We start from the raw sequence: 12610 nt of genomic DNA on the forward strand, positions 1-12610 counted from the left end.
CGCCCCTCTCCCAGTGGCCGCTACGCAGTGTGTCGTATGTGAATGCGACCGGTCTAGGCCTGCGGCGGATGGTGCAGGCCCAGGTTCTCGTAGATTTCCAGCGTCGCCGTGGAGTTGTTGAGCGTGATGAAGTGCAGTCCGGGCACTCCCTCGGCCAGCAGCCGTGCGCAGAACTCCGTGGCGAAGTCGATGCCAATGGAGCGTACAGCGGCCGGATCGTCTTTGGCTGTGAGGATCCGCTCTTTCAGGGCGGCCGGGAAGTGGGCGTTGCTGAGCTTGGGCAGGCTCTCCAGCATCTTCACACTCGTCACCGGCAGGACCTCGGGGATGACCGGAGTCACACAGCCGGCCGCCTCGACCCGGTCGCGCAGCCGCAGATAGGACTCGGGCTCGAAGAACATCTGCGTGATGGCGTAGTCGGCGCCGGCCCGGCACTTGTCGACGAAGTGCGCGACGTCCGTGTCCCAGTCGCCGGAGCGCGGGTGCATCTCGGGGAAGGCGGCGACACCCACGCAGAAGTCGCCCGACTCCTTGATGAGCCGGACGAGTTCGGCGGCGTACGTCAGGCCCTGGGGGTGCGGCACCCACGTGCCCATGGGGTCGCCGGGCGGGTCGCCGCGCACGGCGAGCATGTTGCGGATCCCGGCGTCGGCGTACTGGCCGATGATGTTGCGCAGCTCGGCGATGGAGTGGTCCACGGCGGTGAGGTGCGCGACCGGCGTGAGGGTGGTGTCGACGACGATCTGCTGGGTCTCCCTGACCGTGGTCGCCCGGGTGGAGCCGCCGGCACCGTACGTCACCGAGACGAAGTCGGGGGCAACCGCCTCGACCCGGCGCAGCGCGTTCCACAGGCTCCGCTCACCCTTGGGCGTCTTCGGCGCGTAGAACTCGAACGAGTACGTCTTCTTGCCGGTCGCCAGGATGTCGCGCACGGTGCGCGCGCGGTCCGTCCTGGTGGATGCGGTTCCTAGGGCCATACCCGCAGGTTAGCCAGGGGTGGGCGGTCCCCCAACCCGATGCGGGAAATTTGCCCGGTTTGTCGACTTGTTGTCCATCCCTTGGACAGCCGTACCAGAAGTACCAGCCGCGCCGGAAGTATCAGCCGCGCCGGAAGACCGGCCGGGGCCGGCCGGGTCACGCCTCGCGCAGCCGCTTCGCGAACTCCGCCGCCGCGGCACCCGGGTCGTCCGCGTCCGTGATCGCCCGGACGACGACGACCCGGCGGGCGCCCGCCGCCCGTACCTCGTCCAGGTTGCCGAGGTCGATACCGCCGATGGCGAACCACGGGCGGTCGGTGCCGAGGGCGGCCGTGTGCCGGACCAGGTCGAGGCCGGGGGCGGGCCGGCCGGGCTTGGTGGGGGTGGGCCAGCAGGGGCCGGTGCAGAAGTAGTCGACACCCTCCTGGAGGGCGGCGGCCTCGGCTTCCGCCTCCGTGTGCGTGGAGCGGCCGATGAGGACGTCCTCGCCGAGGATCGCGCGGGCCGCGGGGACCGGCAGGTCGCCCTGTCCGAGGTGGAGCACGCCGGCGGCGGCCGCGTGCGCGACGTCCGCGCGGTCGTTGACCGCGAGCAGTCTGCCGTGCCGGGCGCAGGCGTCGGCGAACACCTCGAGGTGCTCCAGCTCCTCGGCCGCCTCGATGCCCTTGTCACGCAGCTGGACGATGTCGACGCCGCCCGCGAGGACCGCGTCCAGGAACTCCGGGAGGTCGCCCTGTCGGGTGCGGGCGTCCGTGCAGAGGTACAGCAGGGCGTCGGCCAGGCCGGTGCGGGCGGTGTCGGGCATACGAAAGGTCCCCCCAGGGCGGTGGCGTACGGGAGCGAGCGCCCCCGTACGCCGGGTGTGTCGGTTCGAATACGCGGATCAGACGGCGAGCGCCTGGGCGCGGCGCTTCACCTCCGTGCCGCGATTCTCACTCAGGGCCTGCGCGGGGGTGCCGGGCAGGCTCGGGTCGGGGGTGAAGAGCCACTCGAGCATCTCTTCGTCCTTGAAGCCGTCGTCCCGCAGCAGGGTCAGGGTCCCGACCAGGCCCTTCACCACCTTGTCCCCGTCGATGAAGGCGGCGGGGATGTGCAGCGCGCGGTTCTCGCCTCGGCGTACGGCGATGAGCTGGCCGTCCTTGATCAGCTGCCGGACGCGGATCACGTCGACATCGAGCATCTCCGCGATGTCGGGCACGGTGAGCCAGGCGGGGACGAGAGCATCGGTCTTTGCGTCAATCTCGGTCACGGGAACAAGCCTGCCATCTGCCGCTGACAGTCGGAAACCGGGCCGGTCCGACCAGGCGCTCAGGCCGCCGCCGTCGCCGCCTTCAGAGGCCTCGCCGGGTCCGCGAGAAGCCGCGGGTTCATGGGCGTGCCCGCCTGGATCAGCCGCTTGCCCTGGGCGAGGTCGCGCGCCCGGCCCACGGCCAGCAGGGCGACCAGCCGGTCCGCGCGCAGCCAGCACACCGACCAGGCCGGTCCCGACGGATCGCCGCGCCACAGGACGCGGTCGGCGTCGGCGTGGTGTCCGGCGTACTGGACGAAGCGGCCGAACTGCTCGGACCAGAAGTACGGGACGGGGTCGTAGACGGCCAGGGGTTCGTCGGTGGCGGCGCCGACGATGTTCGCCGCGACCGTGCGCGGCCCCTGGAGGGCGTTGTCCCAGTGATGGACGAGGAGCCGCTCGCCGTACCGCCCGGAAGGGAAGGAGGCGCAGTCGCCGACCGCGTACACATCGGGCACGGAGGTCCGCAGATGAGCGTCGGCCACGACCTCACGGTGAGCGCCGAGCGCGACACCGGAGCCGGCCAGCCAGGCGGTGGCGGGGCGGGCGCCGATGCCCACCACGACGGCGCCCGCGGGCAGCCGGGAGCCGTCGTCCAGGACGACCGCGCCGGGCTCGACGCGCTCCACACGCGCGTGGGTGCGCAGATCGATGCCGCTGTCGGCGTACCAGGCGGTCATCGGGGCGGCGACCTCGGCGGGCAGGGCCCCGGCCAGCGGCCGGTCGGCGGCCTCGACGACGGTGACCGCGCAGCCGGCCTCCCGCGCGGCCGTGGCGAACTCGGCGCCGATCCAGCCGGCGCCGACGACCACGACGTCATGCTGCCGGGCGAGTACGGGCCGCAGCCGTTCGGCGTCGTCCAGGGTGCGCAGCAGATGCACGCCGGGCACGCCCTCGGCGCCGGGCAGCCGGATGGGTTCGGCGCCGGTGGCGAGGACGAGGACGTCGTACGCGACGGGCCCGGCCTCGGTGTCCAGTTCATGGTCGGCGGGGCGAAGGCCGCTGACCTCGCGGCCGAGCACCAACTCGATGCCGAGACCCTCGAAGTCGACGTCGAAGGCGGAACCCTCGGCGTTGCCGAGCAGGACGGCCTTGGACAGCGGGGGCCGGTCGTAGGGCTGGTGGGGCTCCGCGCCGATCAGCGTCACCGTGCCGTCGAAGCCCTGTTCACGCAGCGCGACGGCGGTCTGCACCCCGGCCATGCCCGCGCCCACGACCACCACGCGCCGCCCGGACGGGCCGCCTTCTTCCTGCCTATGCTCGCTCACCTGATCACCTTAGGCGGCTGACAATCCGTCAGTCAGCTGTCGTGCGCCGTGACCTGCTCCACAACGCTGGTGCCGCTGCCCTCCTGCGACTCCCACGCCCAGCTCTCCTCGAGCCGCACCCGTCCGTCCGCGAGCTCCACGACCGTCGAGACGCAGTGCCCCGAGGACGTCGTCCCGTCGTGCTTGAGCTGTACGTACCGGAAGTCGAGCCGGTCCCCTTCCCGGGTACCCACCAGATGCCCGCGTACGACGTCACCACCCGCGTACTCCGCCCAGATCTCGCCGCCGCGCTCGTGGTACGTGAAGCGGGTGCGGGTGCCGACCTGGCCCGGGGCCTGGTCGGCGACGGGTGCGAGGACGAGGCCGTCCAGCGAGCGGGGCATGACGAAAGGCTCCCTTACAGAGGCGCCGGACCACGGGCTAGGGTGGCCAACCTAGAGCACACGCGGGAGTCCGGACGCACCGGGCTGAGAGGGAGGCTGGCGGCCTCCGACCGTCGAACCTGATCCGGGTCATGCCGGCGAAGGGAGGGGCTGGACGCCCATGTCGTCTCCACGTACGTCAGACGTCCTCGTCATCGGGGGCGGGATCATCGGCCTTGTCACGGCCTGGCGGGCCGCGCAGCGCGGCTTCGCCACGGCGGTGGTCGACCCGGCACCGGGCGGCGGGGCCGCCCAGGTGGCGGCCGGGATGCTGGCCGCCGTCACGGAACTGCACCACGGCGAGCAGACCCTGCTCGGCCTCAACCTGGCCTCCGCCCGCCGCTATCCGGAGTTCGCGGCCGAGCTGACGGAGCTGACCGGGCACGACCTCGGCTACCGGCGCTGCGGCACGCTCGCGGTCGCGCTGGACTCCGACGACCGCGCCCATCTGCGCGAACTGCACGCCCTCCAGCAGCAGTCGGGGCTGGAGTCCGAGTGGCTGTCCGGGCGCGAGTGCCGGCGCCTGGAGCCACTGCTGGCGCCCGGGGTGCGGGGCGGGCTGCGGGTGGACGGCGACCACCAGATCGACCCGCGGCGGCTGACCGGGGCGCTGGTGGCCGCGTGCGAGCGGGTCGGCGTGACCTTCCACCGCGTGCGGGCCGAGCGGCTGTCCGTCGTGGGCGAGCGTGCCGCGGGGGTCGTCACGCGGGACGGTTCGGCCCTGGACGCGGGGCAGGTGGTGCTCGCCGGCGGCAGCCTGAGCGGACGGCTCGCGGGGGTGCCGCAGGACGTGCTGCCTCCCGTACGGCCGGTGAAGGGCCAGGTGCTGCGGCTGACCGTGCCGCCGCGGTACGCACCGTTCCTGAGCCGGACCGTGCGGGCCGTGGTGCGCGGCAGCCAGGTCTACCTGGTCCCCCGGGAGAACGGCGAGCTGGTCGTGGGCGCGACCAGCGAGGAGCTGGGCTGGGACACCACGGTGACGGCGGGGGGCGTGTACGGGTTGCTGCGCGACGCCCATGAGCTGGTCCCGGGGATCACCGAGCTGCCGCTCACGGAGACGCGCGCGGGGCTGCGGCCCGGGTCCCCGGACAACGCGCCGCTGCTCGGGCCGACGGAGCTGGCGGGGTTGCTGCTGGCCACCGGCCACTACCGCAACGGCGTGCTGCTGACGCCGGTGACGGGTGACGCGATGGCGCACGCCCTGGCCACCGGGGAGCTCCCGGACGAGGCCCGTCCCTTCACGCCCCGGCGCTTCGGCGCCACCGCACTCTCGGAGCAGCCCGCATGAACACCCACACGAACACCCATACGGAAGCCCATGGAAACGCCCACGGGAACGCCCGCGTGAACGTCTCGGTGAACGGAGAGCGGCGGGAGTTCGCTCCCGGTACGGCCCTCGACAGCGTCGTTCGGTCCCTCACGCCGGCGCCCTCCGGGGTGGCCGCCGCGCTCAACGAGACCGTCGTCCCGCGCGCGCAGTGGCCGTCCACGGCTCTGCGCGACGGTGACCGGGTGGAAGTCCTCACCGCGGTCCAGGGAGGCTGAGCCATGGCCGACGATCCCTTCGTCCTCGGCGGCAGGTCCTTCTCGTCCCGTCTGATCATGGGCACGGGGGGTGCGCCCAGCCTGGAGGTGCTGGAGCGGGCGCTGATGGCGTCCGGGACCGAGCTGACGACGGTCGCGATGCGCCGGGTGGACCCCTCGGTGCACGGTTCCGTGCTGTCGGTGCTGGAGCGGCTCGGTATCCGGGTGCTGCCGAACACGGCGGGCTGTTTCACCGCAGGAGAGGCCGTGCTGACGGCTCGGCTGGCGCGGGAGGCGCTGGGCACCGATCTGATCAAGCTGGAGGTCATCGCCGACGAGCGCACGCTGCTGCCGGACCCGATCGAACTGCTGGAGGCGGCGGAGACACTGGTGGACGACGGGTTCACGGTGCTGCCGTACACGAACGACGATCCGGTGCTGGCCAGGAAGCTGGAGGACGTGGGGTGCGCGGCGGTGATGCCGCTGGGCTCTCCGATCGGCTCCGGTCTGGGCATCCGCAACCCGCACAACTTCCAGCTGATCGTCGAGCACGCGCGCGTGCCGGTGATTCTGGACGCGGGGGCGGGCACCGCGTCGGACGTGGCGCTGGCGATGGAGCTGGGGTGTGCGGGGGTGATGCTGGCGTCGGCGGTGACGCGGGCGCGGGAACCCGAGCGGATGGCGTCGGCCATGCGGGCCGGCGTGGAGGCGGGAAGGCTGGCCCGGCTGGCCGGACGGATCCCGCCCCGCTACTTCGCGGAGGCGTCCTCGCCCGTGGAGGGCCGGGCCGTGCTGGACCCCGAGCGCCCCGCGTTCTGACCGCCGCTCCGTTACCGTCCGGTCTGCGGATACGGGAGTCGTGGGACCCGTGGGTTGCGTCACAGGTCGGCTCCAGTCGCGCTGCGATCGCGATGGAACCGGCGGAGGTGTCAGCGGCGGCTCGTAGACTCACCTGCGTGGACACGACCCTTCAGGACCCTCTGGTCGGGCAGCTGCTCGACGGCCGGTATCGCGTAGAGGCGCGGATCGCGGTCGGCGGGATGGCCACGGTCTACCGGGCCGTGGACACCCGCCTGGACCGCGTGCTCGCGCTCAAGGTGATGCACCCGGCGCTCGCCGCCGACGGGGCGTTCGTCGAGCGGTTCATCCGGGAGGCGAAGTCCGTCGCCCGGCTCGCCCACCCGAACGTCGTTCAGGTGTTCGACCAGGGTGCCGATGGGTCGTACGTCTATCTCGCCATGGAGTACATCGCGGGGTGCACGCTGCGTGACGTGCTGCGGGAGCGCGGGGCGCTCCAGCCGCGGGCCGCGCTGGACATCCTGGAGCCCGTGCTGGCCGCCCTCGGCGCCGCGCACCGGGCCGGGTTCGTGCACCGGGACATGAAACCCGAGAACGTGCTGATAGGGGATGACGGGCGGGTCAAGGTCGCGGACTTCGGTCTGGTGCGGTCCGTCGACACCGTGACCACCACCACCGGCGCAGTGCTCGGCACCGTCGCCTATCTCGCTCCCGAGCAGATCGAGCAGCCCGGCGCCGCCGACCCCCGCGTCGACGTGTACGCGTGCGGGGTGGTGCTCTACGAGATGCTCACCGGTGAGAAACCTCACGACGGCGACTCCCCCGCGATCGTGCTCTACAAGCACCTCCACGAGGACGTTCCGCCGCCGTCCGCCCTCGTCCCCGGGATGCCGTTCGAGCTGGACGAGCTCGTGGCGTCGGCCACCGCCCGCACCCCCGACGTCCGGCCGTACGACGCCGTCGCGCTGCTCGGGCAGGTACGGGAGGCGCGCGCTCCGCTCAGCGTGGACCAGCTGGACGCGATGCCGCCGCAGGCCGTCTCCGGCGGACACGACAACGCCGAGGACCGGACGAGCGTGATCCCGCGCTCGCTCACCGTGCCCCGTCCGCTGCCGGTCAACGACGACGACCCCGCCGACGGCGAGGACCCGCTCAACCGCACCTCTCGCTTCCAGAGCGGACCGCCCCTGCCGCCCCGACGCCGTTCCGCACGGCCCCGGCGCGGGGTGCTCGCGCTCATCGCCGCCGTCCTGCTGGTGTTCGGCGTGGGCGCCGGTGTCTGGTACATCAACTCCGGCCAGTTCACCAAGGTCCCCGCGGTGCTGACGCAGAAGGAGGCGGAGGCCAGGACACGGCTGGAGGCCGCCGGCCTCGAGGTCGGCAAGGTGCGGCACCAGCACAGCGACACCGTGAAGCGCGGCACCGTCATGGACACCGACCCCGATCCGGGCGCCCGGATCCGCAAGCACGACTCCGTGACGCTCACCGTCTCCGACGGCCCGGAGATCGTGAAGGTGCCGGATGTGACGGGCTCCCGGCAGGACAAGGCCGAGGAGCTGCTGAAGACGGACGGCCTGGAGCCGGGTCTGGTCACCCAGGAGTTCAGCGAGGACGTCATCAAGGGCTTCGTGATCAGCACCGACCCGGAGGCGGGCACGAAGCGCCGCGCGGGCACCGCGGTGTCGATCGTGGTCAGCAAGGGCGCCCCGGTCGACATCCCGGACGTCACCGGCGATGCCCTGAACGACGCCAGGGCCGAGCTGGAGGAGGCCGGCCTGAAGGTGAAGGTCGCCACCGAGCAGGTCAACTCCGAGTTCGACAAGGGCCTGGTCGCGACCCAGACCCCGGAGGAGGGCAGCGAGGCCGCCGAGGGCGACACGGTGACGCTGACGGTGTCCAAGGGACCGGAGATGGTCGAGGTGCCGGACGTGGTCGGCGCGAGCGTCGACGACGCCAAGTCGCTCCTGGAGCAGTCCGGGTTCGAGGTCGAGGAGGACCGGGGGCTGCTCGGGATCTTCGGCGACACCGTGAAGAGCCAGTCCGTGGACGGCGGCGACACGGCACCCAAGGGATCGACGATCACGATCACCATCCGGTGACCGGGCGGTGCCGGGGCGGTGCGCGGGGCATGACACCCTGAACGGGTGAGTTCTCGAGCCCCCCTCCCCTCCCGCAACCCCATCGGCGGTCACGTCCCCGTGGCCGGCGGTCTGCACGACGTGGGCATGTCGTACGCGCACGACCTCGAGGCCGAGACGGTCCAGGTCTTCGTCGCCAACCCGCGCGGCTGGGCCACTCCGGTCGGCAACCCGCGACAGGACGAGGCCTTCCGGGAGGCGTGCGCGGCGCAGGCGGTCCCGGCGTACGTACACGCCCCGTACCTGATCAACTTCGGCTCGCACACCGAGGCGACGGCCGAGAGGTCGGTGGAGTCGATGCGGCACTCACTGCGCCGCGGGCGGGAGATCGGCGCACTGGGTGTGGTCGTGCACACGGGGAGCGCGACGGGCGGGCGGGACCGGTCCGTGGCGCTGAAGCAGGTGCGGGAGTATCTGCTACCGCTGCTGGACGAGCTGACCCACGACGACGACCCGTTCCTGCTGCTCGAGTCCACCGCCGGCCAGGGCGCCTCGCTCTGCTCCCGGACCTGGGACTTCGGGCCGTACTTCGAGGCGCTGGACGCCCATCCCAAGCTGGGCGTCTGCCTCGACACCTGCCACATCTTCGCGGCCGGGCACGATCTGACCGGCCCGGCCGGTATGCACCAGACCCTCGATCTGCTGGTGGACACGGTCGGCGAGGGCCGGCTGAAGCTGATCCACGCCAATGACTCCAAGGACGTGGTCGGCGCCCACAAGGACCGGCACGAGAACATCGGCGCGGGTCACATCGGCGAGGACCCGTTCCGGGCGCTGATGACCCACCCGGCCACCGCGGGCGTACCGCTGATCATCGAGACGCCCGGCGGCAAGGAGGGGCACGCGGCGGACGTGGAGCGGCTGAAGAAGCTCCGGGACGGCTGACGCCGTACCGGGGAGATCAGAGTTCCGGGCCGTCCCCCGGCCCCTCCTGGTACGAGTAGCGCTGTTCCTTCCAGGGGTCGCCGAGGTTGTGGTAGCCGCGCTCCTCCCAGAAACCGCGGCGGTCGGCGGTCATGTACTCGACGCCGCGGACCCACTTGGGGCCCTTCCAGGCGTAGAGGTGCGGAACGACCAGCCGCAGCGGGAAGCCGTGCTCGGCGGTGAGCAGCTCGCCGTCCTTGTGGGTGGCGAAGATCGTGCGCTCGGCGGCGAAGTCGGACAGGCGCAGGTTCGAGCTGAAGCCGTACTCGGCCCACACCATCACATGGGTGACGTTCGGGGCGGGCGGAGCGCTCTCCAGGATGGTGCGGGCGGGGATCCCGCCCCACTCGGCGCCGAGCATGCTGAACTTCGTCACGCAGTGCAGATCGGCCACGACGGACGCGTACGGAAGGGCCGTGAACTCCTCGTGGTTCCAGCAGCGCTTCTCACCGTCGGCGGTGGCGCCGAAGACCCTGAACTCCCAGCGTTCGGGCCGGAACTTGGGCACCGGACCGTAGTGCGTGACGGGCCATCCCCGCTGAAGTCGCTGTCCCGGCGGAAGCTCGGACACTGCTTCTTCTCCAGATTCGCGCTCCACCGGCTGACCCATGACTCCATCCTGACAGACCCTGGACGGTGCACATGACCAGCCATGACCGGGCATATCCCGAATCGGGCAACTGCTACTAAGCATGCACTAACTTACTAAGTACGCACTTACTGGACGATCTTCGACACCGGTGCAATCATTCGGCGGCAGCCTCCCCGATTCCCCGTCCCGATTCCCCATGTGGAAGGAGCCTCTCCGATGCAGGGCGACCCCGAGGTCATCGAGTTCCTCAACGAGCAGCTCACCGGCGAGCTCACCGCGATCAACCAGTACTTCCTCCACGCCAAGATGCAGGAGAACTTCGGCTGGACGAAGCTCGCGAAGTACACCCGGCACGAGTCGTTCGACGAGATGAAGCACGCCGAGGTGCTCACCGACCGGATCCTGTTCCTGGACGGGCTGCCGAACTACCAGCGGCTCTTCCATGTCCGGGTCGGGCAGACGGTCAAGGAGATGTTCGAGGCCGACCGTCAGGTCGAGGTCGAGGCGATCGACCGGCTGAAGCGCGGAATCAAGGTGATGCGCGAAAAGGGTGACATCACGTCCGCGAACATCTTCGAATCGATCCTCGAGGACGAGGAGCACCACATCGACTACCTCGACACGCAGCTCGACCTGGTGGAGAAGCTCGGTGAGGCGCTGTACCTCGCGCAGCTGATCGAACAGCCGGAGAGCTGAGCCTCTGGCTAGGCGGCTTCCTCGAGGCCTTCGTACTCCTCGAGTCCGGCGAGGACCGGCCTGCCCTGGCCGGCGAGGTCGCGGCGCGGCAAGGCGCCCCGGCCGAGGATCGCCTGGATACGACGGACGCACGACCCGCAGTCCGTGCCCGCCTTGCAGGCGGAGGCGATCTGGCGGGGGGTGCAGGCTCCGTTGTCCGCGTGCTGCTGGACCTGCGCCTCGGTCACACCGAAGCAGCTGCATACGAACACGCGGATTCACCTCCCGCCGAGATCAATAAGGCTAACCTAACCTTACCCGGCGGTCGACGGACGCAAAAGTGGAGTGGGGCGCGGATCGTATGTGATCCGCGCCCCACCTCCATGACCGGAAGGTCACTGGTCCCGGTACATCTCCGCCACCAGGAAGGCCAGGTCCAGGGACTGGCTGCGGTTCAGGCGGGGGTCACAGGCCGTCTCGTAGCGCTGGTGCAGGTCGTCGACGAAGATCTCGTCGCCGCCGCCCACGCACTCGGTGACATCGTCGCCGGTCAGCTCCACGTGGATACCGCCCGGGTGGGTGCCGAGGCCCTTGTGGACCTCGAAGAAGCCCTTGACCTCGTCGAGCACGTCGTCGAACCGGCGGGTCTTGTGACCCGAGGCCGCCTCGTAGGTGTTGCCGTGCATCGGGTCGGTGATCCAGGCGACGGTCGCACCCGAGGCGCTGACCTTCTCGACCAGCTCGGGCAGCTTGTCGCGGACCTTGTCGGCGCCCATGCGGACGATGAAGGTCAGCCGGCCCGGCTCACGGTCGGGGTCGAGGCGCTCGATGTACTTCAGCGCCTCCTCGGCCGTGGTCGTCGGGCCGAGCTTGATGCCGATCGGGTTACGGATCTTCGAGGCGAACTCGACGTGCGCGTGGTCCAGCTGCCGGGTGCGCTCGCCGATCCACACCATGTGCGCCGAGACGTCGTACAGCCGCCCGGTGCGGGAGTCGACCCTGGTCAGGGCGGACTCGTAGTCGAGCAGCAGCGCCTCGTGCGAGGAGAAGAACTCGACCGTCTTGAACTCCTCCGGGTCGGCCCCGCAGGCGTGCATGAAGTTCAGCGCGTTGTCGATCTCACGAGCGAGCTGCTCGTAGCGCTGACCGGACGGGGACTGCTTCACGAAGTCCTGGTTCCAGGCGTGCACCTGGCGCAGGTCGGCGTAGCCGCCGGTGGTGAAGGCACGCACCAGGTTGAGCGTGGAGGCGGACGCGTTGTACATCCGCTTCAGCCGCTCGGGGTCCGGGATCCGGGACGCCTCGTCGAAGTCGAAGCCGTTGACCGAGTCGCCGCGGTACGTCGGCAGGGTCACGCCGTCGCGGGTCTCGGTGCCCTTGGAGCGCGGCTTGGAGTACTGGCCGGCGATCCGGCCGACCTTGACGACCGGCACCGAGGCCGCGTACGTGAGCACGGCGCCCATCTGGAGCAGCGTCTTGAGCTTGTTGCGGATCTGATCGGCGGACACCCCGTCGAACGCCTCGGCGCAGTCGCCGCCCTGGAGAAGGAACGCCTCTCCCTTGGCGACGGCCGCCATCCGGGCGCGCAGCTGGTCGCACTCGCCCGCGAAGACGAGCGGCGGATACGACTCGAGGTCCGCGATCACTGCGCGCAGAGCCTCGGTGTCGGGGTACTCGGGCTGCTGCGCCGCGGGCAGGTCTCGCCAGGTGTTGCCAGCGCTCGCGCTGGTCTTAGCGTTCACGGTCACGCCCTCAACATTACGGGGTCGTGTCGAGTCGTTTTCTCCCGGCTCGACAGGTGAGACGCCCCTGCGCTCAGGTGCGCGTGGGGTAGGGTGCGTCGCATGTTCGCGCTTTCGACCCAGAACTGGTGGTGGACCGCTCATCCGGCGGCCCACTGAACTGCGCGTACGCAAGACTTCGCGAAGGCCGCCCGAGGGGCGGCCTTCGGCGTGTCCGGGGCCGTTCCTCACCGATACCGACATCGATCGAGATCGAGATCGA

At 70.8% G+C, this 12610-nt stretch carries 15 protein-coding genes; 7 read left to right on the forward strand and 8 right to left on the reverse strand.

Translation table 11 applies throughout. The annotated features are described in order from the left end of the window. Nucleotides 1–53 precede the first annotated feature (53 nt). The 5 genes from metF to G9272_RS13125 all read right to left on the reverse strand — a co-directional run bounded on the left by metF (nucleotide 54) and on the right by G9272_RS13125 (nucleotide 3916). On the reverse strand, nucleotides 54–977 hold the full coding sequence (gene metF, locus G9272_RS13105) for a methylenetetrahydrofolate reductase [NAD(P)H] (protein ID WP_171396748.1): 924 nt from the start codon (nucleotides 975–977) through the stop codon (nucleotides 54–56). A 157-nt stretch (nucleotides 978–1134) separates the two neighbouring features. Beyond that, nucleotides 1135–1782 carry a thiamine phosphate synthase gene (gene thiE / locus G9272_RS13110; RefSeq protein ID WP_171396749.1) on the reverse strand — a complete coding sequence of 216 codons (648 nt, stop codon included), beginning with the start codon at nucleotides 1780–1782 and terminating at the stop codon, nucleotides 1135–1137. 78 nt (nucleotides 1783–1860) lie between these two features. Further along, entirely contained in the window at nucleotides 1861–2226 is a 366-nt protein-coding gene (locus G9272_RS13115) for an Rv2175c family DNA-binding protein (protein ID WP_020129955.1), read from the reverse strand. A gap of 59 nt (nucleotides 2227–2285) precedes the next feature. Further along, a complete protein-coding gene (locus tag G9272_RS13120) occupies nucleotides 2286–3533 on the reverse strand; it encodes an NAD(P)/FAD-dependent oxidoreductase (RefSeq protein ID WP_437184270.1) in 1248 nt (415 codons plus the stop codon). Between the two features lie 32 nt (nucleotides 3534–3565). Beyond that, entirely contained in the window at nucleotides 3566–3916 is a 351-nt protein-coding gene (locus G9272_RS13125; RefSeq protein ID WP_171396750.1) for a hypothetical protein, read from the reverse strand. A 160-nt stretch (nucleotides 3917–4076) separates the two neighbouring features. Between G9272_RS13125 and thiO the strand changes: the two genes are divergently transcribed. The 5 genes from thiO to G9272_RS13150 all read left to right on the forward strand — a co-directional run bounded on the left by thiO (nucleotide 4077) and on the right by G9272_RS13150 (nucleotide 9300). Further along, the gene (gene thiO / locus G9272_RS13130) at nucleotides 4077–5243 is read left to right on the forward strand and encodes a glycine oxidase ThiO (RefSeq protein ID WP_171396751.1); all 1167 of its coding nucleotides are present in this window, start codon (nucleotides 4077–4079) and stop codon (nucleotides 5241–5243) included. A 56-nt stretch (nucleotides 5244–5299) separates the two neighbouring features. Beyond that, nucleotides 5300–5500 (forward strand): sulfur carrier protein ThiS, encoded by a 201-nt coding sequence (gene thiS / locus G9272_RS13135; RefSeq protein ID WP_171401962.1) that lies wholly within the window; start codon nucleotides 5300–5302, stop codon nucleotides 5498–5500. A 3-nt stretch (nucleotides 5501–5503) separates the two neighbouring features. Beyond that, on the forward strand, nucleotides 5504–6298 hold the full coding sequence (locus G9272_RS13140) for a thiazole synthase (protein ID WP_171396752.1): 795 nt from the start codon (nucleotides 5504–5506) through the stop codon (nucleotides 6296–6298). A gap of 137 nt (nucleotides 6299–6435) precedes the next feature. After that, a complete protein-coding gene (gene pknB, locus G9272_RS13145) occupies nucleotides 6436–8376 on the forward strand; it encodes a Stk1 family PASTA domain-containing Ser/Thr kinase (RefSeq protein ID WP_171396753.1) in 1941 nt (646 codons plus the stop codon). Nucleotides 8377–8421: 45 nt separating this feature from the next. Next, entirely contained in the window at nucleotides 8422–9300 is an 879-nt protein-coding gene (locus tag G9272_RS13150) for a deoxyribonuclease IV (protein ID WP_171396754.1), read from the forward strand. 16 nt (nucleotides 9301–9316) lie between these two features. Here the strand turns inward: G9272_RS13150 and G9272_RS13155 are convergent, their stop codons facing one another. Next, nucleotides 9317–9949 carry a sulfite oxidase-like oxidoreductase gene (locus G9272_RS13155; protein WP_171396755.1) on the reverse strand — a complete coding sequence of 211 codons (633 nt, stop codon included), beginning with the start codon at nucleotides 9947–9949 and terminating at the stop codon, nucleotides 9317–9319. 198 nt (nucleotides 9950–10147) lie between these two features. Between G9272_RS13155 and bfr the strand changes: the two genes are divergently transcribed. Further along, nucleotides 10148–10627 carry a bacterioferritin gene (gene bfr, locus G9272_RS13160; RefSeq protein WP_020129964.1) on the forward strand — a complete coding sequence of 160 codons (480 nt, stop codon included), beginning with the start codon at nucleotides 10148–10150 and terminating at the stop codon, nucleotides 10625–10627. A gap of 8 nt (nucleotides 10628–10635) precedes the next feature. Here the strand turns inward: bfr and G9272_RS13165 are convergent, their stop codons facing one another. Both G9272_RS13165 and G9272_RS13170 read right to left on the reverse strand, forming a co-directional pair. Next, on the reverse strand, nucleotides 10636–10878 hold the full coding sequence (locus tag G9272_RS13165; protein ID WP_171396756.1) for a (2Fe-2S)-binding protein: 243 nt from the start codon (nucleotides 10876–10878) through the stop codon (nucleotides 10636–10638). Nucleotides 10879–11001: 123 nt separating this feature from the next. After that, on the reverse strand, nucleotides 11002–12354 hold the full coding sequence (locus G9272_RS13170) for a class II 3-deoxy-7-phosphoheptulonate synthase (RefSeq protein WP_171396757.1): 1353 nt from the start codon (nucleotides 12352–12354) through the stop codon (nucleotides 11002–11004). A 96-nt stretch (nucleotides 12355–12450) separates the two neighbouring features. Between G9272_RS13170 and G9272_RS46170 the strand changes: the two genes are divergently transcribed. Continuing rightward, complete coding sequence (locus G9272_RS46170; RefSeq protein ID WP_078912442.1) at nucleotides 12451–12507, forward strand: trp operon leader peptide; 57 nt, start codon at nucleotides 12451–12453, stop codon at nucleotides 12505–12507. Nucleotides 12508–12610 lie beyond the last annotated feature (103 nt).

Origin of the sequence: Streptomyces asoensis (assembly GCF_013085465.1) — a bacterium.
GTDB classification, from domain to species: Bacteria; Actinomycetota; Actinomycetes; order Streptomycetales; family Streptomycetaceae; genus Streptomyces; species Streptomyces cacaoi_A.